Source organism: Bradyrhizobium sp. AZCC 2262 (assembly GCF_036924535.1).
Lineage (GTDB): Bacteria > Pseudomonadota > Alphaproteobacteria > Rhizobiales > Xanthobacteraceae > Bradyrhizobium.
On sequence record NZ_JAZHRT010000001.1, the window covers coordinates 7,217,426 to 7,242,348 of the forward strand.

At 62.3% G+C, this 24,923-nt stretch carries 22 protein-coding genes; 9 read left to right on the forward strand and 13 right to left on the reverse strand.

From position 1 onward, the window contains the following. Positions 1-144: 144 nt before the first annotated feature. The gene (locus V1283_RS33880) at positions 145-2,292 is read left to right on the forward strand and encodes a sensor domain-containing protein (RefSeq protein ID WP_334390955.1); all 2,148 of its coding nucleotides are present in this window, start codon (positions 145-147) and stop codon (positions 2,290-2,292) included. Between the two features lie 96 nt (positions 2,293-2,388). Here the strand turns inward: V1283_RS33880 and V1283_RS33885 are convergent, their stop codons facing one another. Continuing rightward, a complete protein-coding gene (locus tag V1283_RS33885; RefSeq protein ID WP_334390956.1) occupies positions 2,389-2,916 on the reverse strand; it encodes a MarR family winged helix-turn-helix transcriptional regulator in 528 nt (175 codons plus the stop codon). A 174-nt stretch (positions 2,917-3,090) separates the two neighbouring features. On the opposite strand from V1283_RS33885, the gene V1283_RS33890 reads away from it, so the two are divergent. From V1283_RS33890 to V1283_RS33900, 3 genes are read left to right on the forward strand one after another with little or no spacing between them, the layout of a single operon-like run. Then, positions 3,091-4,131: a branched-chain amino acid ABC transporter permease gene (locus V1283_RS33890; protein WP_334390957.1), complete on the forward strand. Its 1,041-nt coding sequence runs from the start codon at positions 3,091-3,093 to the stop codon at positions 4,129-4,131. A gap of 5 nt (positions 4,132-4,136) precedes the next feature. Next, a complete protein-coding gene (locus V1283_RS33895) occupies positions 4,137-5,906 on the forward strand; it encodes a branched-chain amino acid ABC transporter ATP-binding protein/permease (RefSeq protein ID WP_334390958.1) in 1,770 nt (589 codons plus the stop codon). Next, positions 5,903-6,634, forward strand: a complete 732-nt coding sequence (locus tag V1283_RS33900; protein ID WP_334390959.1) for an ABC transporter ATP-binding protein — start codon at positions 5,903-5,905, stop codon at positions 6,632-6,634. Before V1283_RS33895 ends, V1283_RS33900 begins: the two co-directional genes overlap by 4 nt. Before the next feature lie 164 nt (positions 6,635-6,798). Here V1283_RS33900 and V1283_RS33905 read toward each other — a convergent pair whose 3' ends face one another. Continuing rightward, positions 6,799-7,002 (reverse strand): cold-shock protein, encoded by a 204-nt coding sequence (locus V1283_RS33905; protein ID WP_074278830.1) that lies wholly within the window; start codon positions 7,000-7,002, stop codon positions 6,799-6,801. 733 nt (positions 7,003-7,735) lie between these two features. Next, on the reverse strand, positions 7,736-7,897 hold the full coding sequence (locus tag V1283_RS33910) for a hypothetical protein (RefSeq protein ID WP_334390960.1): 162 nt from the start codon (positions 7,895-7,897) through the stop codon (positions 7,736-7,738). Positions 7,898-7,952: 55 nt separating this feature from the next. Between V1283_RS33910 and V1283_RS33915 the strand changes: the two genes are divergently transcribed. After that, positions 7,953-8,387: a hypothetical protein gene (locus V1283_RS33915; protein ID WP_334390961.1), complete on the forward strand. Its 435-nt coding sequence runs from the start codon at positions 7,953-7,955 to the stop codon at positions 8,385-8,387. Positions 8,388-8,611: 224 nt separating this feature from the next. On the opposite strand, the gene V1283_RS33920 is transcribed toward V1283_RS33915, so the two are convergent. Then, the gene (locus V1283_RS33920) at positions 8,612-8,896 is read right to left on the reverse strand and encodes an usg protein (protein WP_334390962.1); all 285 of its coding nucleotides are present in this window, start codon (positions 8,894-8,896) and stop codon (positions 8,612-8,614) included. A gap of 265 nt (positions 8,897-9,161) precedes the next feature. On the opposite strand from V1283_RS33920, the gene V1283_RS33925 reads away from it, so the two are divergent. The 3 genes from V1283_RS33925 (at position 9,162) to V1283_RS33935 (ending at position 14,304) form a co-directional block, all read left to right on the forward strand. After that, positions 9,162-9,479 carry a co-chaperone GroES gene (locus V1283_RS33925; RefSeq protein WP_334390963.1) on the forward strand — a complete coding sequence of 106 codons (318 nt, stop codon included), beginning with the start codon at positions 9,162-9,164 and terminating at the stop codon, positions 9,477-9,479. 136 nt (positions 9,480-9,615) lie between these two features. Continuing rightward, positions 9,616-11,265 carry a chaperonin GroEL gene (groL, locus tag V1283_RS33930; protein WP_334390964.1) on the forward strand — a complete coding sequence of 550 codons (1,650 nt, stop codon included), beginning with the start codon at positions 9,616-9,618 and terminating at the stop codon, positions 11,263-11,265. 456 nt (positions 11,266-11,721) lie between these two features. Continuing rightward, positions 11,722-14,304 (forward strand): EAL domain-containing protein, encoded by a 2,583-nt coding sequence (locus V1283_RS33935; protein WP_334390965.1) that lies wholly within the window; start codon positions 11,722-11,724, stop codon positions 14,302-14,304. 81 nt (positions 14,305-14,385) lie between these two features. Here the strand turns inward: V1283_RS33935 and V1283_RS33940 are convergent, their stop codons facing one another. The 9 genes from V1283_RS33940 to V1283_RS33980 form a co-directional block, all read right to left on the reverse strand. Further along, positions 14,386-15,537, reverse strand: a complete 1,152-nt coding sequence (locus V1283_RS33940; RefSeq protein WP_334390966.1) for an ABC transporter substrate-binding protein — start codon at positions 15,535-15,537, stop codon at positions 14,386-14,388. Between the two features lie 87 nt (positions 15,538-15,624). After that, a complete protein-coding gene (locus V1283_RS33945) occupies positions 15,625-16,062 on the reverse strand; it encodes an acyl-CoA thioesterase (RefSeq protein ID WP_334390967.1) in 438 nt (145 codons plus the stop codon). A gap of 72 nt (positions 16,063-16,134) precedes the next feature. Next, positions 16,135-16,896: an SDR family NAD(P)-dependent oxidoreductase gene (locus tag V1283_RS33950; protein WP_334390968.1), complete on the reverse strand. Its 762-nt coding sequence runs from the start codon at positions 16,894-16,896 to the stop codon at positions 16,135-16,137. A 35-nt stretch (positions 16,897-16,931) separates the two neighbouring features. Beyond that, positions 16,932-18,818 carry a feruloyl-CoA synthase gene (locus V1283_RS33955; RefSeq protein ID WP_334390969.1) on the reverse strand — a complete coding sequence of 629 codons (1,887 nt, stop codon included), beginning with the start codon at positions 18,816-18,818 and terminating at the stop codon, positions 16,932-16,934. Position 18,819: 1 nt separating this feature from the next. Continuing rightward, a complete protein-coding gene (locus V1283_RS33960) occupies positions 18,820-19,620 on the reverse strand; it encodes a crotonase/enoyl-CoA hydratase family protein (RefSeq protein ID WP_334390970.1) in 801 nt (266 codons plus the stop codon). A 285-nt stretch (positions 19,621-19,905) separates the two neighbouring features. Next, on the reverse strand, positions 19,906-20,367 hold the full coding sequence (locus tag V1283_RS33965; RefSeq protein ID WP_334390971.1) for a DUF3237 domain-containing protein: 462 nt from the start codon (positions 20,365-20,367) through the stop codon (positions 19,906-19,908). A 9-nt stretch (positions 20,368-20,376) separates the two neighbouring features. Then, a complete protein-coding gene (locus V1283_RS33970) occupies positions 20,377-21,693 on the reverse strand; it encodes a TRAP transporter large permease (RefSeq protein WP_334390972.1) in 1,317 nt (438 codons plus the stop codon). A 5-nt stretch (positions 21,694-21,698) separates the two neighbouring features. Next, a complete protein-coding gene (locus tag V1283_RS33975; RefSeq protein ID WP_334390973.1) occupies positions 21,699-22,208 on the reverse strand; it encodes a TRAP transporter small permease in 510 nt (169 codons plus the stop codon). Between the two features lie 77 nt (positions 22,209-22,285). Then, positions 22,286-23,302 (reverse strand): TRAP transporter substrate-binding protein, encoded by a 1,017-nt coding sequence (locus tag V1283_RS33980; RefSeq protein WP_334390974.1) that lies wholly within the window; start codon positions 23,300-23,302, stop codon positions 22,286-22,288. A 238-nt stretch (positions 23,303-23,540) separates the two neighbouring features. Here V1283_RS33980 and pobA point away from each other — a divergent pair, with 238 nt between their 5' ends. Beyond that, positions 23,541-24,710 (forward strand): 4-hydroxybenzoate 3-monooxygenase, encoded by a 1,170-nt coding sequence (gene pobA / locus V1283_RS33985; RefSeq protein ID WP_334390975.1) that lies wholly within the window; start codon positions 23,541-23,543, stop codon positions 24,708-24,710. Positions 24,711-24,923: the final 213 nt, after the last annotated feature.

A 24,923-nucleotide genomic window follows, 5' to 3' on the forward strand; every position in this document is an offset into this window, starting at 1 on the left:
AACGTCGTTAACGCTTTGTTGAGCAAGTTGCGAAGAAACGGCACGCATTTGCCGGCCTCGAAGGTGCAATTCACCAGCTTGGGCTTCTAATGGCCGCTCTCCTGGAGGGAGGAGAGCCGCCGATGGCGGCTGGGGAAACGCCATATGAGCGATCACGGCCAGATTACCGCCCCGCGGTCAGCGCCCTTGAGTGCGCGGCTCGAAGAGGCGATCAACCATTTGTCGCTCGGGATCGTCATTTTCGACGAGAAACGCGAAGTCGTTTTCTGCAACGAGCGTTACAGGGAAATGTACGGGCTGTCGCCTGAGCAGGTGAAGCCGGGCACACCGACCAGTGAACTGATCCGGCATCGGCTGGATCTCGGCCTCAAGGTGCCGCTCGCCCCCGATGATTACATCCGTGCACGCGTCGGCCGCGACATCGCACTCGACACCACGGTGCAGGAGTTCGCCGACGGCCGGATCATCGCCTACACCGTCTACCCGGTGCCCGGCGGCGGCGGGATGGCGACCCACGAGGACGTCACCGGGCGCGAAGAGCTCAATGCCCGGCTGAAGAAACAATACGAACTCGGCAGGGAGCAGGAAGAGACGCTACGCGTCAGAAACTTCCAGTTCGACACCGCGATCAACAACATGTCGCAGGGGCTTTGCTTCTTCGATGCCGACCACTGCCTGATCGTCTGCAACGATCGCTTCGTCGAGATGTATGATATTGCGCCCGAGCGCGTCAGCCCCGGCATGTCGCTGATCGAGATCGTCGACCTGCGCTTCGAGGCCGGCAGCTTCCCCGCCATGACGCGGGACGAATATCTTCAGTGGCGCACCAACGTGGCGGTTTCCAACGAGGCAAAGGACAGCATCGTCGAATTGATGAACGGACGCACCTTCAAGATCCGGCACCGGCCGATGCCCGGCGGTGGTTGGGTCGCCACGCATGAAGACATCACCGAGCAGCGGCAGTCCGAGGTCAAGATCGAATACATGGCGCACCACGATGCGCTGACCGATCTGGCCAACCGGGTGCTGTTGAACGATCGGCTCGAATACGCGCTGGGCAGGGTTCAGCGTGGCGAAATGCTGGCCGTCCACCACCTCGACCTCGATCAGTTCAAGGCCGTCAACGATACCTTTGGCCATCCCTGCGGCGACAAGCTGCTCAGGATCGTCGCCGATCGGCTGCGCGGGCTCGTTGGCGAGGCCGACACGATCGCGCGGATGGGAGGCGATGAATTCGTGATCGTGCAGGCCACGGTCGCGGACCCCGCCGAGGCCACCTCGCTGGCGCAGCGCGTCATCGACGCGCTGACCGAGCCCTATGACATCGACGGCCAGCAGGCCGTGATCGGCGTCAGCATCGGCATTTCGGTCGGCCCCGGTGACGGATCGAACCCCGACAAATTATTGCGCAACGCCGACCTCGCACTCTACCGCGCCAAGAGCGACGGACGCGGCACGTTCCGCTTCTTTGAACCCGTGATGGACCTGCAGATGCAGACCCGCCGCATCATGGAACAGGACCTGCGCAAGGCGCTGCCGGCAGGAGAATTCGAGCTGCATTACCAGCCGGTCGTCAACCTCGCGAGCAAGGAAATCAGCGGCTTCGAGGCCCTGATACGCTGGAATCATCCGGGCAAGGGGATGATCTCGCCGGCCGACTTCATTCCATTGGCCGAAGAGATCGGCTTTATCGTCCCGATGGGCGAGTGGGTGATCCGGCAGGCCTGCGCCACCGCCGCGCAATGGCCCGACAACCTTCACGTCGCCGTCAATATCTCGGCGATCCAGTTTCGCAGCCCCGGCCTGATGCAGGTAATCGTCAGCGCGCTCGCGGCTTCCGGTCTCGCGCCCACGCGGCTGGAGATCGAGATCACCGAGTCCGTCCTGCTCCACAACAAGGAGGCGACGCTGGCCGTGCTGCATCAGTTGCGCGCGCTCGGGATCCGGATCGCCATGGACGATTTCGGCACCGGATATTCGTCGCTGACCTACCTGCAGAGCTTTCCGTTCGACAAGATCAAGATCGACCGCTCGTTCGTCAAGAACATCACCGAGGATTCGAGCTCGCTCACCATCGTGCGTGCGGTCGCCGCGCTCGCGAATGGAATGGGCATGACGGCTACCGCCGAGGGCGTGGAAACCGCGGAGCAGCTCCACAGCATCGCTTCCGAAGGATGCACGGAGATGCAGGGTTTTCTGTTCAGCCGGCCGCTTCCCGCCGCCGAGATCGAGCGGCAATTCCTGTCGGGCCGTGGCCAGCGAGATATTCAGGGCCGTATCGTCGCGGCCTGATTGATCTACACCGTCATTCCGGGGCGGCGCGTAGCGACGAACCCGGAATCTCGAGATTCCGGGTTCGTGCTCCGCACGCCCCGGAATGACGGGCCTTCAGAACTCCGCCGCGATCTTCGACAGCATTTCGAGCAGCGCTACGCGGTTGGCCGGGCCCAGCAATTCGTTGAGACGCGCCTCGTGCTTGCTGGCGACCAGCTTCTTGGCGCGCGCCAGCACTGCCCTGCCCTTGTCGGTCAGAACCAGGATGTGCGAGCGGCGATCGTGGGTCGAGCGCATCCGGGCGCAGAGGCCGCGGCTCTCCAGCGCATCCAGCATCGATACGAAATTCGGCCTGAGGATGCCGAGCGTGTTGGCGATTTCGGTCTGGTTGCGTCCGGGGTTCCGGTCGAGCAGCAGCAGCACCGAGAATTGCGCCGGCGTCAGTTGCAGCGGCGCGACGCAGCGCAGGAAGTCCTCGAACACCTTGAGCTGCGCGCGCTTGAGCGAGTAGCCGAGCAGGTCGGCCAGTTCGCCCAGTTGCAGCCCGGCATTGTCAGCGGCGCCATCCGCAGCGCCCGCAATTTCCTTGCCGCTGTTGCGCGGCGGCTTGACGGCATCGGTCGCTGCCTTGGAAACTGTCATGGCGTGAGGCTCGCACCCGAAAAGGGCCTGGCCGGTGGCCGGGCCCTTGATGTTATATTTGATAATTGTTATTGAATATATCAAATATCGACGGCTTTCAACTGCCGAGATATGGAACGGCCGGCGGACCGCGCGAGGTCAGGACCGGCGACGCTTTTAGGGGGAGCGCCAGTCTTGAACACGACGATCATGCTGTTCCTGCTGCAGGACGGCATCACCAATGGCGCGATCTATGCGCTGCTCGGGCTGGCGCTGGTGCTGGTGTTTGCCGTCACCCGCGTCATCCTGATCCCGCAGGGCGAGTTCGTCACGTTCGGCGCACTGAGCTACGCCGTGCTGGCGACCGGCAAGGTGCCGGGCACCGCGTGGCTGGCGATGGCGATGGGCTTGGTCGCCTTTGCTCTCGACTTGTTTGACGCGCGGCGGTCGCTGCGGCTCAAGCGGACATTGCGCTCCCTTGCCCTCAACATCGTCCTGCCCGCCGCCATCCTGGCCCTGACCTACGGTCTAGCCGGGCCCAGGACACCGATCGCGGTCAATATCGCGCTCTCGCTTTTGATCGTCACGGCGATCGGACTATTCCTCTACCGCATCGCATTCCAGCCGATCGCCCATACCTCGGTGCTGGTGCTGCTGATTGCCTCCGTCGGCTGCCATCTCGCGCTGCAGGGCCTGGGCCTGGTGTTCTTCGGCGCCGAGGGCCTGCGCGGACCGGCGCTGTCCAACACGGCATTGACGATCGGCCCGCTGCGCTTCACCGGCCAGAGCCTTGCGGTCTATGGGCTAACGATTGCCTTCATCATAGCACTCTGGCTGTTCTTCGGCTTCACGCGGATGGGCAAGGCGCTGCGCGCCACGGCGGTCAACCGGCTCGGGGCGCGCCTCGTCGGCATCCGCACCACGCTGTCGGGACAGATCGCATTCCTGCTGGCGTCCCTGATCGGCGCGATTTCCGGCATCCTGATCGTGCCGATCACGACGCTCTATTACGACACCGGTTTCCTGATCGGCCTGAAAGGTTTCATTGCCGCGATCATCGGCGGGCTCGTGAGCTATCCGCTGACCGCGGTGGCGGCCCTGATCGTCGGCAGCGTCGAGGCCTTCTCCTCGTTCTACGCCAGCAATTACAAGGAGGTCATCGTCTTCACGCTGATCCTTCCCGTGCTCGTGCTGCGTTCGCTCGCAGCGCCCGCCGTCGAGGAAGAGAAGGACTAACGGCGATGACGCAGCGAACCCCCGTCCTCATCTTCGCGCTCGTGATGGCGGCGATCCCGTTCCTTCCGGGTGTGCCGCCGTTCTGGATCGTGCTGCTCAACAATATCGGCCTCGCCGCGCTGGTGGCGATGGGGCTGGTGCTCCTGACCGGCGTCGGTGGCCTGACGTCATTCGGCCAGGCCGCCTTCTGCGGCTTCGGCGCTTACACCACAGCGGTGCTGACGACCGCCTACGGGTTTTCGCCGTGGCTCACGCTGCCGCTCTCGCTGCTGGTCAGTGGCGTGGCCGCCGTCCTGCTCGGCATCGTCACGGTGCGGCTATCAGGCCATTACTTGCCGCTCGGCACCATCGCCTGGGGCATCGGGCTGTTTTATCTGTTCAGCAAGCTGGAATTCCTCGGCCGCAATGACGGCATCTCGGGCATTCCGCCGCTCTCGATCGGCAATTTCAAAATGCTCGATCCCGGCACGATCTATTTCGCGATCTGGATCGCGGTGCTGGTCTCGGCATTGCTGACCATGAACCTGCTGGACTCCCGCACCGGCCGCGCGATCCGCGCGCTGCGGCGCGGGCACATCGCCGGCGAGGCGTTCGGCGTCCAGACTCCGCGCGCCAAGCTTCTGGTGTTCATTTATGCGGCGGTTCTCGCGGGCCTGTCCGGCTGGCTCTATGCGCATTTCCAGCGCGCCGCCAATCCGACGCCGTTCGGCGCGCAGGCCGGCATCGAATATCTGTTCATCGCCGTGGTCGGCGGCGCCGGCTATGTCTGGGGCGCGGTGCTCGGCGCCGGCATCGTCGTGATCCTGAAAGAGATCCTGCAGAGCTATCTGCCGTATGTCTTTGGCGGCCAGAGCCAGCTCGAGACCATCGTGTTCGGCATCCTGCTGGTCGTTTTGCTGCAACTGGCGCCGACCGGCGTCTGGCCGTGGCTGATGGCGCGATTGCCGCTCAAGCCAGGCCGCAAGATGCCCGACACGTCGCTCCCCCTCGCCAAGCGCGAGCGCGCGCCGGCTTCCGCTGCCGCGCTGCTGCAGATCGAGGAAGCACGAAAACAGTTCGGCGGCGTGATCGCCGTCAACGACGTCTCCTTCGACGTCCAGGCCCGCGAGATCGTCGCGCTTATTGGTCCCAATGGTGCCGGCAAGAGCACGACCTTCAACCTGATCACGGGCGTGCTGACGACCACCGGCGGCACCATCTCGGTGCTCGGCCACAAGGTCGACAATGCGCCTCCGCAGGAAGTGGTAAAACTCGGCGTCGCGCGCACCTTCCAGCACGTCAAGCTGGTGCCCGACATGACCGTGCTGGAGAACGTCGCGATCGGCGCGCATCTGCGCGGGTCTTCGGGCGCGATATCAAGCATGTTCCGGCTCGACCGGGCCGATGAGGCAAAGCTGCTGGCGGAAGCCGCGCGCCAGATCGAACGTGTCGGCCTCGGCGACCAGATCAACCAGTTGGCGGGAAGCCTGTCGCTCGGCCAGCAGCGCATCGTCGAGATCGCACGCGCGCTGTGTGTCGATCCGTTGCTGCTCTTGCTCGACGAACCGGCCGCGGGATTGCGCCACATGGAGAAGCAGCGGCTCGCTGCGCTGCTCCGTCAATTGCGCGACGGCGGCATGTCGGTGCTCCTGGTCGAGCACGATATGGGTTTTGTGATGGATCTGGCCGACCGCGTCGTGGTGCTCGATTTCGGCACCAAGATCGCGGAGGGCACGCCGGCCGCGATCAAGACCAACCCCGATGTGATCAAGGCCTATCTCGGAGCCACCGCATGAGCGCGCTGTTATCGGTCTCCGACGCCCATGTCTCCTACGGCAAGGTCGAGGCCGTGCGTTCGGTTTCGCTCGACGTCGCCGACAACGAGATCGTCACTATCATCGGCGCCAACGGTGCCGGCAAGACCACGCTGCTGAACGCCATCATGGGCGTGCTGCCGCTCAAGGGCGCCACCGCCTTCGCTGGCGCCGACATGGCGCCGCTCGACATCGAGGATCGCGTCGCGGCGGGCTTGTGTCTGGTGCCCGAACACCGCGAATTGTTCGGCACCATGAATGTCGAAGACAATCTGGAGCTCGGCGCCTTCCGGATTCCGAAGGCTACCGCAGCAAAATCGTTCGAGCGCGTCTATACGCTGTTTCCGCGGCTGAAGGAGCGGCGCAAGCAGCTGGCCGGGACGCTGTCGGGTGGCGAGCAGCAGATGCTGGCGATGGGCCGCGCGTTGATGGGCGCGCCAAAACTGTTGATGCTGGACGAACCGAGCCTCGGGCTGGCGCCGATCATCGTTGCCGACATCTTCCGCACCATCGTCGAACTGCGCGCCGCCGGCGTCTCGGTGCTGCTGGTCGAGCAGAACGCGCAAGCCGCCCTGCAAATCGCCGACCGCGCCTACGTCATGGAACTCGGCGAATTCATCCTGTCCGGATCGGCAAAGGATATTGCTAACAACCAGCGCGTCGCGGCGAGCTATCTCGGCTTCCAGCACGAGGGCGCGAGCGGGATCTAGGGCGCGTGAATCTAAAGTTCGCCACATAAAGTCTGCTGAGCTTTGTGACAGAAGCGTTTGACAGAAGCCGATGCGACGCGCAATTGGGACTGCAGATACCCGGCGCAGCGAACCGCGCGCCCCCTCCGGCGTGAGCCGGCGGGCTTCGCCATGCCCTTCCGAAGTCACCCGACCCTCAAATTCTCCGCCGAAGTCTTCCCTTTGTTGGGCACTTCCTCATAGCTGACCTTTGCACCCTCATTGAGTGTGCTGAGCCCAGCTTTCTCGACCGCGGAGATGTGCACGAACACATCCTTGCTGCCGTTATCGGGCTGAATGAATCCATAGCCCTTTGTCGCGTTGAACCACTTCACCGTTCCGGTTGCCACCTTGGTCGTCTCCCATATCCGATAGGACCTCAAGACAACCTCATGCCGATTTGGAAGGCAAGCAAAACCCGCCAGGGTGTGCCGGCAGGTCCGGCGTATGGGCTGGTGCCTTCCAAATATCCGCGAATTAACTCGCTTTTGAGATCCCTGGAGGCGCATACTAGGACAATCATCGCTCCGCCTCCTGGGCATTACCGGTGACAGAGAGTGTTGCGCTCCCGCCTATTCGAGGGAAGCATCATGCCCCAGTCTCAACGGCTGTCGTCCGTCATTCCATTCGTTGCAATTGAGCGCCCCGTTTGTCCGAAGTGCAAGGCCCCGATGATGCTCGTCAGTATCGAGCTCGCACGCCCGGGCATCGACTTGCATACCTTTGAATGCGCCATCTGCAACCACGTACATACGACCCTTGCCGCGTATGAAGACCCGATGAAGTCCAAGTCCCTCGGACGATGGCTTCAAGGCGATTTGCACCCACCCAGGTAAGGCGCGCCCGGAGTGAACCGGCGGATTTTGTACTTGAAGGGCTAGCGCCGCGCAAAGCGCCCCCTGATTGATATCGCAATGTCCGCGATCGCGGCGCCAACAATACCCTGTATGTTCGGCAATGCCGCGAAGGGAATTGCCGAAGTCCGGAACGACGGCAAACTAAACTTGCCACTAGAGATGGATCTTTCGCCGCAGCCGCTCCTGTTTTTGACAGGTTAAGCCACTCATGCCGGCATCAAGCGCCTTAGTCCTTTCCGGGCGGCGGTTCGTTCGCTACTTCCTCTGCCAGTAGCTTTAAAAAGTTCTCCTGCCGCGCGTCAGCTTTCGCTGCCGCCGCTTCCGATGCAGCCACGAGACTGCGATAGAGCTTAAGGTTTTGCTGGCGAATGAAAAATTGATGTTCCATAGCTACCTCCTCTGAGGGCATGGACCGAAGCGCATCGTGCGCTTAAGAATGGTGGATGGGAAGTGTCGAGCACGTATTGTCTGCCGGAGCGATCGAGGAAGACGACGACAAGCTGGGGCAAGCCGTCACCAACGTGGCACTGACATCGCTCAAGCGGTTAGTTGGGCGGCAAGTAATCATTAAGACGGGCACAAGCCGGGATGCCGTCTGGCTTGCCGACGCTTACGGCGTTGTAAATACGGTCAGCCTTTACGTCGAGCACGGACAGGAGACTTTTCATGCCATTCACGTCGAAGCGAGCAATTCGTTTTCGTTAGCGTTGCGGATCTCTTTGTTAGCCGCCGCTCTGCTGGCCGCTCTGGTTTGGATTTTGCGTCTGTTGGTCAGGCGTCTGATTCGGGTTCTGGCCGGACTTGGCGGACTAATCGCCCTGTCGATTCTGCTGACCATACTTGTTGGGATCATTCTGTTGGTCATCCCGTCTCCTTAATGGTCGGGAACATATGACAACCGAGCCTACGGAGGTTCGTTCCGACAAATCAAAAAGAAAGCCGTTCAATTCAAATGTGGCAGACCACTTGCTAATTATCGCGACCTTTGCCTTCAGTTACCCCCTCGTGCTGAGCGACGCGTCCAACATATGCATATGCGCTTCTGCTGTTGTCGTACCCGGGGGTGCGATTCAATGCCTTTGCGATTTTCGTAGCGCCGGCGTTAATGCAGCCGGAAGACTCCGTCCACGGCGCGTAGTTCGGCAGGCTTGATCAGTTTGGAGTGCACCACGGTGACCGCAAACAGCGGGCCTTCGAGCTTTGCTTCCCAGAACGCGAGGAAATCCTTCAACGCCGGGAAATCCGGAAACATGTCGTAGTCCTGCCAGACGTAAGTTTGCAGCAGCCAGCGCCGATCCGGACGGCGATAAACGATCTCCGCTGTTGTCAGCCCGTAGCCTAAGACCTGCTTCCTGAAATCCTTGGAAACCGCATCTTTCTCGACCATGCCAACCTCCAGCCGGACTGAAGAGTAATGCGTGATTCTCAATTCGCCAAAAAGGAAAACGTTCAATAGGTCATAGCAATCAACGCGCTAGCAGCATGTTACGTCACCTGCTAGCAGTCGCCCATCCTCCAGAAACTCAAGTCGCAGTCAAACATCGTGGGCCGAAGCCCTTGCGCCCCAGCGTCACAAGCTTATGTGAAGAGCGGCTAGCACTCGCTCATTGCGACTGCCAATCCAGAAAATCGCAAAAGCCAAGGAGGACCGCATGAAATTCCGTCCGCTCCACGACCGTGTCGTGGTCAAACGCATCGATGCCGAAGATAAAACCGCAGGCGGCATCATCATTCCGGACAGTGCCAAGGAAAAGCCCTCGCAGGGCGAAATCGTCGCCGTGGGCCCGGGTGGCCGCGACGAAGCTGGTAAACTGATCCCGATCGACCTCAAGGTTGGCGACCGCGTGCTGTTCGGCAAATGGTCCGGCACCGAAGTCAAGATCGACGGCCAGGAGCTGTTGATCATGAAGGAAAGCGACGTCATGGGCGTCCTAACCGACGTTCCGGCTACCAAGAAGAAGGCCGCCTAACCGCACCCGCTCCCTCATCCTGAGGAGCCGGCGCAGCCGGCATCTCGAAGGATGAGCTCCAAGCTCAACTCATCTCATCCTTCGAGACGCCCTCCGGGCTCCTCCGGATGAGGATCAGTTTCAAACGGAGATCATTATGTCAGCCAAAGAAGTCAAATTCGGCGTCGACGCCCGCGACAGGATGTTGCGCGGCGTTGAAATTCTCAACAACGCGGTCAAGGTGACGCTCGGTCCCAAGGGCCGCAACGTCGTCCTCGACAAGTCGTTCGGCGCTCCCCGCATCACCAAGGACGGCGTCACCGTCGCCAAGGAAATCGAACTCGACGACAAGTTCGAGAACATGGGCGCGCAGATGGTGCGCGAAGTCGCCTCCAAGTCGGCGGACGCTGCCGGCGACGGCACCACCACCGCGACCGTTCTCGCGGCTGCGATCGTCCGAGAAGGCGCCAAGTCGGTTGCCGCCGGCATGAACCCGATGGACCTGAAGCGTGGTATCGACATGGCGGTGGAAGCCGTAGTCGCCGACCTCGTCAAGAACTCCAAGAAGGTCACCTCGAACGAGGAAATCGCCCAGGTCGGCACCATCTCCTCCAACGGCGACGCCGAGATCGGTAAGTTCCTCTCCGACGCCATGAAGAAGGTCGGCAACGAGGGCGTCATCACGGTTGAAGAAGCCAAGTCGCTCGAGACCGAACTCGAGGTTGTCGAGGGCATGCAGTTCGACCGCGGCTACATCTCGCCCTACTTCGTCACCAACGCCGACAAGATGCGCGTTGAAATGGAAGATGCCTACGTCCTCATCAACGAAAAGAAGCTATCTCAGTTGAATGAATTGCTTCCCTTGCTCGAAGCCGTGGTGCAGAGCGGCAAGCCGCTTGTGATTATAGCGGAAGACGTCGAAGGCGAAGCGCTTGCCACCCTCGTCGTCAACCGTCTGCGTGGTGGCCTCAAGGTCGCTGCCGTCAAGGCTCCGGGCTTCGGTGATCGCCGCAAGGCCATGCTGCAGGACATCGCCGTTCTGACCGGTGGTCAAGCGATCTCGGAAGATCTCGGCATCAAGCTCGAGAACGTCACGCTCTCCATGCTCGGTCGCGCCAAGAAGGTGATGATCGACAAGGAAAACACAACAATCGTCAGCGGCGCCGGCAAGAGGTCCGACATCGAGGCGCGCGTTCAGCAGATCAAGGCGCAGATCGAGGAAACCACCTCGGACTACGACCGTGAGAAGCTGCAGGAGCGTCTGGCCAAGCTCGCGGGCGGCGTCGCCGTGATCCGCGTCGGCGGCGCGACCGAAGTCGAGGTGAAGGAGCGCAAGGATCGCGTGGATGACGCGATGCATGCGACCCGTGCGGCGGTTGAGGAAGGCATCGTGCCGGGCGGCGGCGTCGCTCTGCTGCGCGCCTCCCAGCATCTCAAGGGACTTCGCACCAAGAACGACGACCAGAAGACCGGCGTCGAAATCGTCCGCAAGGCGTTGTCGTATCCAGCCCGCCAAATCGCCATCAATGCTGGGGAAGACGGTTCGGTGATCGTCGGCAAGATCCTCGAGAAGGATCAATATTCCTACGGCTTCGACTCGCAGACCGGCGAATACGTCAACCTGATCTCCAAGGGCATCATCGACCCGACCAAGGTGGTTCGTGTGGCGATCCAGAACGCAGCGTCCGTCGCGGCGCTCCTGATCACCACGGAAGCTATGGTGGCCGAAGTGCCGAAGAAGAACGCCGGCGCTGGCGGCATGCCTCCGGGCGGCGGCATGGGTGGCATGGGAGGTATGGACTTCTAACTCCAACCGTTCAGCGCACAACGATAAGAAAGGCCCGGCAGCATTGCTGGGCCTTTCTGCACACAAGGCCACCGCCGCAGGGAGAAGTGGGTAGCAATTGAGGCTCGTCCAGTGAGCGCGTCTATTGGCGATATCTGACCGCCAGAATTTTTGCCGAGTTGCTGCGAGGAAATGTCCGGTTTGGGCGTATTCTCCTCAATGCCGATTGTCTGAAGACGATCGCAAAAAACCCTAGCTGCTTCGGCGCTATCTGCACCGCGCGCCGGTGGCGCCTTGGTGCGCCACAGCCCTCTCCTTTCACTAACGAAATCTTAAGCATGATCCGAATTCCGCCGGTTCCCAGTGAGTTGCACAACTTCCTGATCACGCACGGCCTTCTAACTTTGCGGTGCAGCAACCATTTTCCGTCCAACGCCGGGCGGCGTCGACGATCGCTGCCGGTCACAAGGTCAGACGATGCACGCCTCCGATTGCCCTACGGTCGACACGACAGAATTCCTGCTGGCGGCGCTTGAGCAGGCGAGCGAGGCCGTCGTCATCATCGACGGTGACCTGCATATAAGCCATTTCAACGCTGCGGCGGAATCGATCTGGGGCGTACCGCGCACGGAGGTTCTCGGCTGCGATGCACGCGGCCTCGGCTTCGATGACCTGCAAAATGGCGCTGATTACGAGATCACGATCCGCCGCAACGACGGCAGCCGGATCCGGGCTCAGCTATCGGTATCGCGTGTCGAGATCGGGGGCCGAGCCAACTACATGGTCTTCGTTCGTGACACCACCGCGGAGGTCGAGCGACGCGAGAGGATCGCGTTGCTCAATCTGGTGGCCGACAAGACCAACCGCGCGGTCGTCGTCACCGATCGGAGGCTGCAGGTCGTCTACACCAACGCCGCGTTCTCCCGACTGTTCGGATACTCGCCTGAAGAAGCGCAAGGACGACAGGCGCACCGCTTGATCGGCAGCCGATTCACCGATCGCACGACGCTGGCGAAGCTGCCCCGCAAAATCTTCGATGACAGCGGCGCTGAAGAGGAAATCCTGGGCTACGACAAGAACGGCGATGAAATCTGGGTCTCGGCCATGGTCAAGCCGTTCCGCAACGCCCGCGGACGGGTCAAGTACATCTTCGCCCTGTTGACCGATATCTCCGAAAACAAGCAGCTGAGGTCGTTGCAGCAGCTGATCATGGCGGCGCTCGCCGACGAACTCCCGCTCACCGAGATCGCCGACCAGCTGTGCCGGCGCGTCGAAACCATCGCACCCGATGTCGTAGCTTCAGTGCTGCACGTCGATTCCGACGGGCTGGTGCACCCGCTGGGCGGACCCAGCCTGCCCGATGACTACTCCCGCGCGCTCGAAGGCGTCGCCATTGGTCCGGACGTCGGCTCGTGCGGGTCGGCGGCATATTTCGGCAAGCCGGTGCTGGCCGAAGATCTCGACACCGACCCGCGCTGGCAGCCGTACAAGACGCGGCCGCTCGAGATCGGCCTGAAGGCCTGCTGGTCGACGCCGATCAAGGCCAAGGACGGCCGCGTGATCGGGACCTTCGCGTTCTATTTCAGGGAATCCCGCGCGCCGAGCCGCTGGCACCAGCGGATCGTCGACGCCTGCGTTCACCTCGGTGCGCTGGCGATCGAGCGCAAGGAAGCGCGAGCCCAGATCGCCCGCCTCGCCTACCATGACATGCTGACCGGGCTGCCGAACCGCGCGCAATTGCGTGAGCTGATCGACCAGGCCATTGCGGACTGTCCCGCGGAAAAACAGCTCGCCCTGATATTTCTCGACCTCGACCATTTCAAGGACGTCAACGACACGCTGGGACATTCGGCGGGCGACGCCCTGCTGATCGAGTTTACAAAACGGCTCCGCACCCGCATCCAGCCGTCCGATCTGCTGGGACGCCTGAGCGGCGACGAATTCGTCATCGTGTTGCCGAACTGCGATCCCGCCCGCGCCTCGCTGGTCGCCTCCAACATCACTGACGCGCTGGCGTCGCCGCTATGGATCGACAACAGGCAGGTGCCGATTTCCGCCAGCATGGGCATCAGCATCTATCCCGACAACGCGACCGATATCGATACGCTGATACAGCAGGCCGATGCCGCGATGTACAAGGCCAAGCAGGCGGGCCGCTCCACCCACCGCTTCTTCAGCGCCGACATGAACCGGCTCGCCGAGCAGCGGCTCGTCTTCAGCGCGGCGCTCCGCCAGGCCATCGCCAATGACAGGCTGAGGCTCGTCTATCAACCGCAGACCCGAACCGTCGACGGCGCCCTCTACGGCGTTGAAGCGCTGGCGCGCTGGCATGATCCCGATCTTGGCGAAGTGCCGCCTTCGAAATTCATCCCGCTGGCCGAGGAAGTCGGCCTGATCGAACAGATCGGCCTGTGGTCGATCCGCGAGGCATGCCGGCAAATGGGCGCGTGGCGCCATGCCGGGCTGGACGTCCCCTGCGTGGCGGTCAACCTGTCCCCGCTCAATTTCCAGAATGCGAAGCTCGCGGCCGTGGTGGCGGAGACCCTCGCGGCGAACGGCCTTCCGCCTGAGACATTGATGCTCGAGATCACCGAAGGCGTGCTGGTGAACGAGCGTTCGGCCGCGATCGAAACCATGAATGCGATACGCAGGCTCGGCGTCGGCCTGTCGCTGGACGATTTCGGGACCGGCTATTCAAGCCTGAGCCGGCTGGCGCACTTGCCGATCCGCGAATTGAAGATCGATCGCAGCTTCATGCGCAACATCGAGCGCGACGCCAGCGCGCTCGCGATCGCCACTGCCGTCGTCCGCGTCGGCCAGAGCCTGAAAATGGCTGTTGTCGCCGAGGGCGTCGAAACCGAGGGCCAGCGCAAGCTGCTGGCCGGGCTCGGCTGCGACGTCGTGCAGGGATACCTCTGCGCGCCTGGGATGTCGCCCGAAGCGTTCGAGCGATGGCTGCTCGACCATGTCGCTGAGCAAGCCCGCGCGATGCGCAAGAGCATCGAGGAGGCCCGTTCGCAACCGACGCCGTCGTTGCTGATCGCTTCCACCGGCGGTTGACCGAAGGGTAGGCACGCTTCCGCCTTCGCTCGTTGAGCTGCGGCGAGACAAGTCGCTTTGCCCACCCTACAGACCGACCCCTTACTTCGCCGGGGTGTACTTGCCGTCCTTCACGGTCAAAATGATGCGCGAGCGGTCGTCGAGGCCGTAGCGATCCTTTTCGGTGAAGTTGTAGACACCCTGGCTTGCCGCGATGTCCTTCTCGGTCATCATGGCCTGGCGGAGCGCCTCGCGGAATTCCGGCGTACCCGGCTTCGCCGTCTTCAACGCCACCGGCACGATCCGCTTGAGCACCTCGAAGGCGTCGTAGGAATGTCCGGCGAACTGGCTGCGGCTGTTGGCGCCGTATTTTGCCTCGTAGGCGGTGTTGAGCGCGAGACCCGGCTTCTTCGTCATTGCGCTGTCGGGCTGGGATTCCGGCGACATCACCGGACCCGACGCCATGATCACGCCTTCCGCCGCAGGACCCGCGATACGGATGAAGTCCATGCTGGCGGCCCCGTGGGTCTGATAGATGAGCCCCTTGTAGCCGCGCTCGCGCAGCGTGCTCTGCGGCAACGCTGCCGCGGTGCCGGAAGCGCCGACGAGAACCGCGTCGGGATTGGCGGCGACGAGTTTCAGCACCTGTCCGGCGACCGAGGTATCCGGCCGGGCAAAGCGCTCTTCGGTGGCCATGGTCAGGCCCATCGGAACGGCCTGAGCCTTGAAGTCGTTGACCCAGAGGTCGCCATAGGAATCGGAGTACCCGATATAGCCGACGGTCTTGATGCCATGCGCCTTCATGTGCTCGTACAGCACTTTGCCCATGATCGGGATTGGCTGCGGCATGGCTACCGACCACTTCATGCGCGCTTCGTTGATCGGGAACGGCGCGAGGCCGAAATGCGGGATCCCCGCCTCATTTGCAACGGTGGAGACCGCGACCGTCGGCGGTGTCGTCGAAGAGCCCATAATGATATCGGCTTTGGATTCAGTCACGAAGCGCCGCGCATTGGTGGTCGCGGCCGTGGGATCGCCACCATCGTCGAGCACGATGACCTTGACCGGCACGCCGCCGATTTCCTTCGGCACGAAGTCGAGTGCGTTGCGCTCGGGAATACCAAGGGCTGCCGCAGGCCCCGTCGTGGTGACGGAAATGCCGATCGTGATCTCGTTGGTCTGGGCGACAGCAGGCGCGCCCGCCAGTGCGAGGGCTGCTACGACAGACGCAGCGGACAGAAAACCCTTCTTCATTCATTCCTCCCTTGATTATCTATTTATCGTTTAAGCAAAATCCTGTGAGCTGTTCAGCCCCTTCTTTAGGTCATGCAGGGGGCTGAGTCAGCCCCGGGGACTGAGTGAGCCCTGCATGAACCGCTCGATGATCTCCTGCGGCATCGGAGCCGATTTCAGCCGTGCGGGGTCATCCGGATGCTTGCCGACCAGCACGCGGGTCTCGAACGCTTCGATGGCCAGAGCCTCGCCCTTGAACACATTGTGGACCACCTCGAAGGAGGATCGCTTGAAACTCTCGATCCGGCTTTCGATTCTGATCCAGTCGCCATGGGTGGAGGGGATGTGGAATTTCGCCCGCGTGTCCACCATCGGTATGCCGACCAGGCCGTATTTGTGGATGATGTCCTGTTTCGAAAAACCGGCGGCTTCGAACATGATCGAGGTCGAATCGTCGAACATCGCGAAGTAACGCGGGTAGTAGACGATGTTGGCGGGGTCGCAGTCGCCCCACTGGATCTGTACGTCGCGCGAATGGACGAACATGAGATATATCTAATTTCTTTGTTGGAGCATGATCTACACGGAAAACCGCTTCGCACTTTTCCGGATCATGCTCTAGCGCGGCGCCATGCGAAGCGCGGCATCGAGCCGCACCACTTCGCCGTTCAAATACGGGTTGTCGATCATGTGCAGCGCCAGCGACGCGAACTCGTCGGCCTGGCCGAGCCTACGCGGGAACGGGATCGAGGCGGCGAGCGAATCCTGCGCCTCCTGCGGCAAATTGGCGAGCAAGGGCGTGAGGAACAGGCCGGGTGCGATCGTCAGCACGCGAATGCCGAACTGCGCCAGTTCGCGCGCGATCGGCAACGTCATGGCGACGATGCCGCCCTTGGAAGCCGAATAGGCTGATTGACCGATCTGTCCGTCATAGGCCGCGACCGAGGCGGTGGAGATCACGACGCCGCGCTCGCCGGTCGCAAGCGGCTCCAGCTTCGACATGCCAGCCGTCGCCAGCCGCAGCATGTTGAAGGAGCCGATCAGGTTGACCTTGATCACCTTGTCGAAATCGCCGAGCGCCATCGGGCCTTCCTTGCCGATCACGCGCTTGGCGACGCCAATGCCGGCGCAGTTTACGAGAACGCGCGCCGGGCCGTGGGCCGCCGCAGCCTTGGCGATCGCGACTTCCGCCGAGGCGGCGTCGGAGACGTCGCAGATCACGGCTGTGCCGCCGATTTCAGCGGCAACGGTTTCCGCCAGCTTGGCGTTGAGATCGCAGACCGCGACCTTGGCGCCCTGCGCCGCGAGCCGGCGCGCGGTCGCCGCGCCCAATCCCGATGCGCCGCCGGTGACGATGGCGGCCTGGTCCTTCAACTGCATGATATTCTCCCTGACGAGCTCTTGTTCGAATTTTGCTAAAGCGTAATCACCTGCGCCGGCGGCGCGGGCGAATAAATCTCCTCGATCAGCGCGTTGCGATTTTCCAACACCGCGCGCTGGTTGATCGAGCCCTTGTCGGTGACCTCGCCGCGATCGATCGACAGCGGCGTATCGAGCAGCACCGCGCGCACGATCCGGGTCGACGAGCCTGTCGCGCCCGCGACAAGCGCCTGAAAGCGTTCGCGGAAGGCCGCAACGATCAGCGGGTCGGACGCCGCAGTGGCCAGATCGTCTGATGGAAGCGTCGGATTGATCAGGCGGCAGCCGTCGAGATCGAGCACGACGAGCGCCGATATTTCGTCGCGGTTGATGCCGGCAATGACAACGTCGCGTACCAGCGGCGCGCAGGCCGCAACGAAGCGCGCGCGCAACGGACCAACGCTGACCCAGGTCCCGCTGGCGAGCTTGAAGTCTTCGCCGGTGCGGCCGTCGAAATCGAACCCGGCGCCGAAATTATCGGGGTCGACCGGCTTCAGCGCATCGCCCATTTTGTAGAAGCCTTCCTCGTCGAAGGCCTTCGCGGTCATATCAGGCTGACGCCAATAGCCCGGCATGACGTTCGGCCCCTTGGCGCGAACCTCGAGCTTGCCGTTGTTGGGCACGAGCTTGGCATCATTGCCCAGCACCGGCAGCCCGACGTGGCCGGAGCGGCTGGTGTGCGGATTGACCGACATGAAGAACGGCGCGGTCTCGGTGGCGCCGAGACCGGTCAGCATCGGCACACGATAGCCGGTTTCCTGCACGGAAAGTTCGTCGAGACTGTTCCAGACGAAGGCCGACAGCGCCGCGCCCGAGAAGAACATCGCATGGAGGCGGCCGAAGAATTTTTTGCGCAAGGCTGAGTCATCGCGCAAGTATGGCAGCAGCGATTCATAACCCTTGGGCACGTTGAAATAGACCGTCGGCGAAATCTCCTGGAGATTGCGCACGGTCTCCTCGATGCCGCCGGGCATCGGCTTGCCCTCGTCGAGATACATCGAGCCGCCATTGTAGAGCGTGAGCCCGATATTGTGATTGCCGCCAAAGGTGTGATTCCACGGCAGCCAGTCGACGATAACCGGCGGCTCGTCCTTCAGGAACGCCAGCGTCTCGCGCAGCATCACCTGGTTGGCGCAGATCATGCGCTGGGTATTGATGACCGCCTTCGGGTTGCCGGTCGAGCCCGACGTCAGCAGGAATTTTGCGATCGTCTCCGGGCCGATGGCCTCGTGCACCGCGTCGAGACGCGGGTGCAACGGCGCAGCCATCAGGTCCGCCAGCGTGGTGACGTCGCGGCCGGGCACGGCGCCACGCGATGCCGCGATTTCAGTACCGGCGGACACATTGGCAACCAGCGCATCGGCGAATTTCGTGGCGTCGTCCGCGAAAACGAGGCCCGGCGTCAACAGCTTCATCAGATAGCTGAGCTTGCCGTAGTCCCGCGACACCAGCGAATAGGCCGCCGATACCGGACAGACGGGAATGCCGGCATAGAGCGCGCCAAACGCCATCAATGCATGATCGATCGAATTGCCGGACAGGATGACGACCGGCTTCTCGGCCGAAAGGCCGCGCGCCAGCAACGCAGAGGCGATGTGCCGCGAGGAGGCGAGCAGCTCCGCATAGGTGATCTGCCGCCAGCCCCGTGCGGTGTTGCGCTCCGCCATGAAGACCCGATCGGGCGCGGCCGCGGCCCAATGATGCAAGCGGTCGGTGAGCCGCACCGGATAGTCGCGCAGCTGGGTTTTCGGACGCAGATAGATGGTGCCGTTGTCGCGGCGCTCGACATGCACCGCGGGCGTGCCGAAAGAGATCGGGCGCAGCGGACGATCGGCGCGCGCGGCGGATTCGGTCGAGGCGGACATGCTGGGCTTGGCGCTCATGTCAGGTCGGCTTCACCTTTGCGGTCTTGTGGTCGAGAAACGCGCGAATGCGGCGCTTTGCCTCTTTGTCGCTCTGCGCCACCGTCGCCATCAGCGATTCCATCAACAGGCCGGTCTGCGGATTGGCTTCCGCGATCATCGGCAACGCCTGCAGCACCGCGAAATTGGTCAGCGGCGCGTTCGCAGCGACGCGTTCGGCCAGCTCCAGCGCCTTCGGCAGCGCGCCGCCGGCATCCGTGAGGTATTGCGAGAAGCCATAGGCCGAGCCTTCAGTGGCCGAATAGACCCGGCCCGTCAGCATCATGTCGATCATCCGCGCCACCCCGATCAGCCGCGGCAGCCGCACCGATCCGCCGCCGCCGACGAAAATGCCGCGCTGGCCCTCAGGCAGCGCAAAATAGGCTGACGGTTCGGCGACGCGGATATGCGCCGCGCAGGCCAGTTCCAGGCCGCCGCCGATCACCGCGCCCTTCAGCGCCGCGATCACGGGGATGCGGCTATACTGGATACGGTCGAACACCCGGTGCCACATCTGGGAGTGCCGCAGGCCTTCGGTCGCGTCATGCTCGGTCAGTTCGGACAGGTCGAGGCCGGAGGAGAAATGGTCACCGATGCCATGGATCACCACCGCGCCGACGTCATCAGGAAGATTGGAGAAACAATCCTGGATCGCCAGGATGATGCCGTCGTTCAGCGCATTGCGCTTGGCCGGGCGGTTGAGGCCCACGGTCAGCACCGCGCCCGTCTGCTCGATCTTGAGCAGGCCGGATTGACCCGCAGCGGCGGTGGAGGCGTTTCCCATGGGCGTATGTTACTTCCTGTGCAGAATCGTTATATTTTATAACGATTTTGGCAGGAGTCAATGAGGGAAGTTTACCCTCCCCTGGAGGGTCGAGACGAGCGAAGCTCGCTCCTGGGTCGACGCGAAGCGGCGGGGCGGGGTGACGGTCTCACCTCACGATCAGTGCCCGAGTGGAGAGATCACCCCGCCCCATCTCACATTTCGCTGCGCTCAATGTGAGCCGACCCCAAGAGCGAGCTTCGCTCGTCTCGACCCCTCCAGGAGAGGGTGAGAGAAGCGCGTGCTTCACAGCACCTGATGCACGTCGATCACCACGCGGTCGGCGTGGCGGGCGGCGGAGCCGATGAAGAGGTTTTCCATCAGCCAGCGGTATTTCGGAGCCCCGGTCTCGAACCGCGGCACTGTGCGGCAATAGATCAGTTTGGGATCGACCGGCTCGCCGCGCTTGAGCTTCTGCAACAGGTCGACCGGGCCGAAGCGCAGGCCCTTGTTCTCGACATAGACCACCGCGCCGTCATCGGTCTCGAAGGCATATTTCGCCTCGAGTTCGATCAGTTCGTTCGGGCGGATGATCTGGAAGTCGGCGCCAAAGGGGCAGACCTTGCCGTTGATCCCCTCGCCTTTTACTTCTCCGCCGATGATCGGAATGATCCGGCGCACGCCGGTGCCGATCTCCCCGGCCGAGGTCACCTCGCCGATCCGGGCGGTGATGGTGAAGACATATTTGGTCGAAAGCTGCGGGGTCATCGGGCTATTCTATCCGGCCATCCGTTGCGGCAGCCACAGCGCCAGCATCGGAAATGCGATCAGGATCACCAGCCGGATCAGGTCGGTCGCAACGAACGGGATCACGCCGCGGAAGATGGTCGAGAACGACACGTCCTTCACCACGCTCTTGATCACGAACACGTTCATGCCAACAGGCGGATGGATCAGGCCGAGTTCGACCGTCATCACGATGATGACGCCGAACCAGATCGGATCGAAGCCAAGGTGGATGATAACAGGGAAGATGATCGGCACCGTCAGGATGATCATGGCCATCGCATCCATCAGGCAGCCCAGCACCAGATACATCACCATGATCAGCGCGAGGATGCCGTAGGGGCCGAGACCGAGGCCGGTGAGCAGCTCCGTTACCTTCTGCGGGGTCTGCGTCACCGTCAAGAAGTAGCCGAAGATCAGCGCGCCGATCAGCACCGTGAATACCGCGGCCGCGGTGCGGGTCGCCTGCAAGAGCGAGTTCAGGATTTTTTCCTTGTCGAGCCGCCCGGTGAGCACGCCGATCAGGAACGCGCCGGTGGCGCCGACGCCGCCCGCTTCGGTCGGCGTAAAGCGCGGCAGGAACGGCAAACCATAGAGCCCGCCGATGACGAAGATGAACAGCAGCACCGGCGCCCAGATATCCTTCAGGCCAGCAAAGCGCTCGCGCCATGTGGTGTGGGTTCCCTTTGGCAGAAAACCGGGGCGGAAATACCCGATCAGTGCGATGGTGATCATGTACATGGTCATCGCCAGCAGGCCCGGAATGATGCCGGCAATGAACAGTTTTCCGATGTCCTGCTCGGTGATGATGCCGTAGACCGCGAGCACGGTCGACGGCGGCAGCATGGCGCCGAGCGTGCCGCCGGCGGCGATGACGCCGGTGGCAAAGGATTGCGGATAGCCGAAGCGTCGCATTTCCGGATAGGCGACTGCAGAGAAGGTCGCCGCTGTCGCCACCGACGAGCCGCAGATCGCCGCGAAGCCGCCGCAGGCAGCCACAGTGGCAATCCCGAGTCCGCCGCGCAGATGGCCGACAAACCCGTTGGCGGCGCGGAACAGCTCGCGGCTCATGCCGGAATTGCTGACCAGCGTGCCCATCAACAGGAACATCGGAATCACACCGAACGTGTAGTCGGTCACCGTGCGCATCGAGGTCTGGCCGACCAGCTTCAGCGCCGGCGTGAAGCCCGTGAGATAGCCGAAGCCACAGACGCCGACGAGACCCATTGCCATGCCGACCGGAACGCGCAGCAGCATCAGCGCAAACAGCGCGACAAATCCCAGGACGGCGACCACATCGGTGCTCATACGTCCTACTCCACCGTCTTCACTTTGGCATCATGGATATCTTCCGGGTGGAAGATCAGCCGGTAGGTCCTGATCGCGATCAAGAGCACGGCGGAAACGTCGCCGGCCCAGGCGACGGCGAAGAATGGCCAGGTCGGCATGTGCATTTCAAAGGTGAGAACGTTGTCGTAATAGGTGCCGCGCACCTTGTCGAACAACGTCCAGGTCTGCACCGCCACCACGAACAGCAGCACCAGGGTTGCGAACACGTCGATCCAGCGCTGGTATCTCGGACCGACATTGGCCCAGACCAGGTCGACGGTGATGTGGCCGCCGCGATAGCTGGTGGCCGCGATGCCCCAGAAGATCAGGATGCCGAGCAGCATGCGTCCGATATCGAACGAATCCGGAATCGCATAGTTCAGCGTGTTGCGCAGGATGACCGCGACGAAGATGTTGAGGGCAACGATGCCGACAAAGGCGGCGGCAATCCATTCGATCGTATCGATGAAACGATCCATAGACGCGCGATTCATGTCCGCTCCGAACGGCTGGCAATGGTGAGGGAGAGCGCGGCGGCAGATATTGCTGCCGCCGCGCATGTGTCAGGGTTCTATTGCGCCAGCGCGTTGTACTTGGTGAGTGCGGCACGCAGCTCGGTCATTGCGGTGTCCGGATCGACGCCGGTCTTCTTGACGCCATCGGCCCAGTTCTTGACCAGCGGCTCGGCCGCCTTCTTCCACTGCGCCGTCTGCTCCGGCGTCAGCTTGTAGACTTCGTGACCGGCCTCCGCCCTGATCTTTTCGATGCCGGCGTCCTCGAACTTGCCCCAGGGCTCGCCGACGCGGCCGGCGGCTTCCGTGTTGCAATTGTTGTCGATCGCCTTCTTCTGGCGATCGGACATCTGGTTGTACTTGTCCTTGTTCATGACGAAGGCGAACGTCGTCACGTAGAGCGGCGCCTCCATGTGGTACTTCGTCACCTTGTCGATGCCGAACAGCACCAGGGATCCCCAGGGGAAGGTGACGGCGTCGGCGACGCCGCGTTCGATGATGTCGCGAACCTCGGGTGCGGAGGATTGCACATTGGTGCCGCCGAGCTGGGTGATGAAGGTCGCCATGGTGGCGTGGGCGGGGCGCACCTTCATGCCCTTGACGTCTTCAGGCACCACGACCTTCTTCAGACGCGCATGGAACGAAGACGGCGAATGGATAAAGGCGAGGCAGAACTTGACGTCCTTCATCTCCTTCTCGGCATATTTGCGGTACCAGGCGTCAAGCGCCATCGAGCCGCCCTTGGCATCCGACATCAGGAACGGGAGTTCGCCGGCGCCGATGATCGGGAAGCGGCCGGGCTGATAGCCCGGATTGATGTAGGTGACGTCGGCGATGCCGTCGCGCGCCATGTCGTAATGGTCGAACGCCTTGCCGAGCTGCTGGGCCGGGAAAACCTTGGATTTGACGGTGCCGCCGGTTTCCTTCTCCACCGCGGCGCCCCACTCTTCCAGCGCCTTTTGCAGCGGATGCGAAGCCGGCACCCAGTGCGACAATTTCAGTTCGAAGTTTTTTTCCTGCGCCATCGCAGGCGTCACAGCGGCGGCCAACAGCAGCGCCAACAACGCTTTCCTCATGGACAATCTCTCCCTTGGCATGACAGGCCTTTTTGATGCGCGGCCCCGTTAATTAACATGTTATCTAACTCGCCCGCTTTTTCAAGGCGGACATCCGGTCGCACCGTTTTTGCGGTGCGGCGAACGGCGCTTCACGGTTTTTGCGCCAACGTGCTTTGCTAAGACTGTTATATGATATAATTATCACGGCAAGTCCGCGGGCGGCGACCAGCAGACTACAGCAATCGGAGAGCGGGTATTGAGGACAAAAGTAGCAATCACAGGCGCAGGTCCGGCAGGATTGTTGCTTGGGCAACTATTACACCTTTACGGGATCGAAAACATCATTCTGGAGCGCCAGACGCCGGAATATGTGCTCGGCCGCATCCGCGCCGGCCTGCTTGAGGAAGGCACGGTGGCGCTGCTCGACGAAATCGGCGCCGGCGCGCGCGCCCATCGCGAGGGGCTGGTCCATCATGGTGTGGAGCTCGCCTTTGGTGGCGCCCGGCACCGCATCGACATGCACGCCGCCACCGGCAAGACGGTCATGATCTACGGCCAGACCGAGGTGACGCTCGACCTGATGAACGCCCGCAAGGCAGCAGGGCTCACCACGGTCTATCAGGCCGCCGACGTCAAGCCGCTCGATTTCGATACCGACCGCCCGCGCGTCACCTACGTCAAGGACGGGGTCAGCCACGAGATCGAATGCGACTTCATCGCCGGCTGCGACGGTTTTCATGGCGTCAGCCGCGCCAGCGTCAAGCCGTCGGCGATCCAGACCTACGAGCGGGTCTATCCATTCGGCTGGCTCGGCATCCTGTCGGAAACCCCGCCGGTCAGCCCTGAGCTGATCTATTCCAACCACGAGCGCGGATTCGCGCTCTGCACCATGCGCTCGACCCACCGCAGTCGCTATTACGTGCAATGCCCGCTCGACGACGATATCGCGCAGTGGCCCGATGAGCGCTTCTGGGATGAACTGAAGCGCCGGATCGACCAGAAGGCGGCCGACGAACTCGTCACCGGCCCCTCGATCGAAAAGAGCATCGCGCCGCTCCGCAGCTTCGTCGCCGAGCCGATGCGATTCGGCCGGATGTTTTTGGCCGGCGACGCCTCGCACATCGTGCCGCCGACCGGCGCCAAGGGGCTGAATTTGGCCGCCAGCGACGTGCATTATCTCTCGCAGGCGTTCCGCGAATATTACGACGAGAAATCATCCGCCGCCATCGATGGCTATTCGGCAAGAGCGCTGGCGCGGGTCTGGAAGGCGGTGCGCTTCTCCTGGTGGATGACCTCGATGCTGCACAAATTCCCCGACGAAGGTGAATTCGGCGCGCGCATTCAACTCGCCGAGCTGGACTATGTCGTCAACTCGAAAGCAGCCTCGGCTTCGCTGTCGGAGAATTATGTGGGGTTGCCGTTTTAGGCGAGAGCCCACACCGTCATTGCCTGCGACAAACGCGAAGCGTTTGCGCAAGGGAGCGAAGCGACGAAGCAATCCATCGTCCCGCATGCTCGGAAGCATGGATTGCTTCGCGGAGCCTGTCATCGGGCGCGCATTCGCGCGACCCGTTGGCTCGCAATGACGAAAGGTGAGAGTGCGGGCATTTTCAAACACCCGTCGTAACGCCGTTTAAAA

Bases quoted from the DNA above. Each gene is read 5' to 3' on its own strand.
- V1283_RS33880 (WP_334390955.1), top strand. From the start codon at position 145: ATGAGCGATCACGGCCAGATTACCGCCCCGCGGTCAGCGCCCTTGAGT.
- V1283_RS33885 (WP_334390956.1), bottom strand. From the start codon at position 2,916: ATGACAGTTTCCAAGGCAGCGACCGATGCCGTCAAGCCGCCGCGCAAC.
- V1283_RS33895 (WP_334390958.1), top strand. From the start codon at position 4,137: ATGACGCAGCGAACCCCCGTCCTCATCTTCGCGCTCGTGATGGCGGCG.
- V1283_RS33900 (WP_334390959.1), top strand. From the start codon at position 5,903: ATGAGCGCGCTGTTATCGGTCTCCGACGCCCATGTCTCCTACGGCAAG.
- V1283_RS33910 (WP_334390960.1), bottom strand. From the start codon at position 7,897: ATGGAACATCAATTTTTCATTCGCCAGCAAAACCTTAAGCTCTATCGC.
- V1283_RS33915 (WP_334390961.1), top strand. From the start codon at position 7,953: ATGGGAAGTGTCGAGCACGTATTGTCTGCCGGAGCGATCGAGGAAGAC.
- V1283_RS33920 (WP_334390962.1), bottom strand. From the start codon at position 8,896: ATGGTCGAGAAAGATGCGGTTTCCAAGGATTTCAGGAAGCAGGTCTTA.
- V1283_RS33925 (WP_334390963.1), top strand. From the start codon at position 9,162: ATGAAATTCCGTCCGCTCCACGACCGTGTCGTGGTCAAACGCATCGAT.
- groL (WP_334390964.1), top strand. From the start codon at position 9,616: ATGTCAGCCAAAGAAGTCAAATTCGGCGTCGACGCCCGCGACAGGATG.
- V1283_RS33935 (WP_334390965.1), top strand. From the start codon at position 11,722: ATGCACGCCTCCGATTGCCCTACGGTCGACACGACAGAATTCCTGCTG.
- V1283_RS33940 (WP_334390966.1), bottom strand. From the start codon at position 15,537: ATGAAGAAGGGTTTTCTGTCCGCTGCGTCTGTCGTAGCAGCCCTCGCA.
- V1283_RS33945 (WP_334390967.1), bottom strand. From the start codon at position 16,062: ATGTTCGTCCATTCGCGCGACGTACAGATCCAGTGGGGCGACTGCGAC.
- V1283_RS33950 (WP_334390968.1), bottom strand. From the start codon at position 16,896: ATGCAGTTGAAGGACCAGGCCGCCATCGTCACCGGCGGCGCATCGGGA.
- V1283_RS33955 (WP_334390969.1), bottom strand. From the start codon at position 18,818: ATGAGCGCCAAGCCCAGCATGTCCGCCTCGACCGAATCCGCCGCGCGC.
- V1283_RS33960 (WP_334390970.1), bottom strand. From the start codon at position 19,620: ATGGGAAACGCCTCCACCGCCGCTGCGGGTCAATCCGGCCTGCTCAAG.
- V1283_RS33965 (WP_334390971.1), bottom strand. From the start codon at position 20,367: ATGACCCCGCAGCTTTCGACCAAATATGTCTTCACCATCACCGCCCGG.
- V1283_RS33970 (WP_334390972.1), bottom strand. From the start codon at position 21,693: ATGAGCACCGATGTGGTCGCCGTCCTGGGATTTGTCGCGCTGTTTGCG.
- V1283_RS33975 (WP_334390973.1), bottom strand. From the start codon at position 22,208: ATGAATCGCGCGTCTATGGATCGTTTCATCGATACGATCGAATGGATT.
- V1283_RS33980 (WP_334390974.1), bottom strand. From the start codon at position 23,302: ATGAGGAAAGCGTTGTTGGCGCTGCTGTTGGCCGCCGCTGTGACGCCT.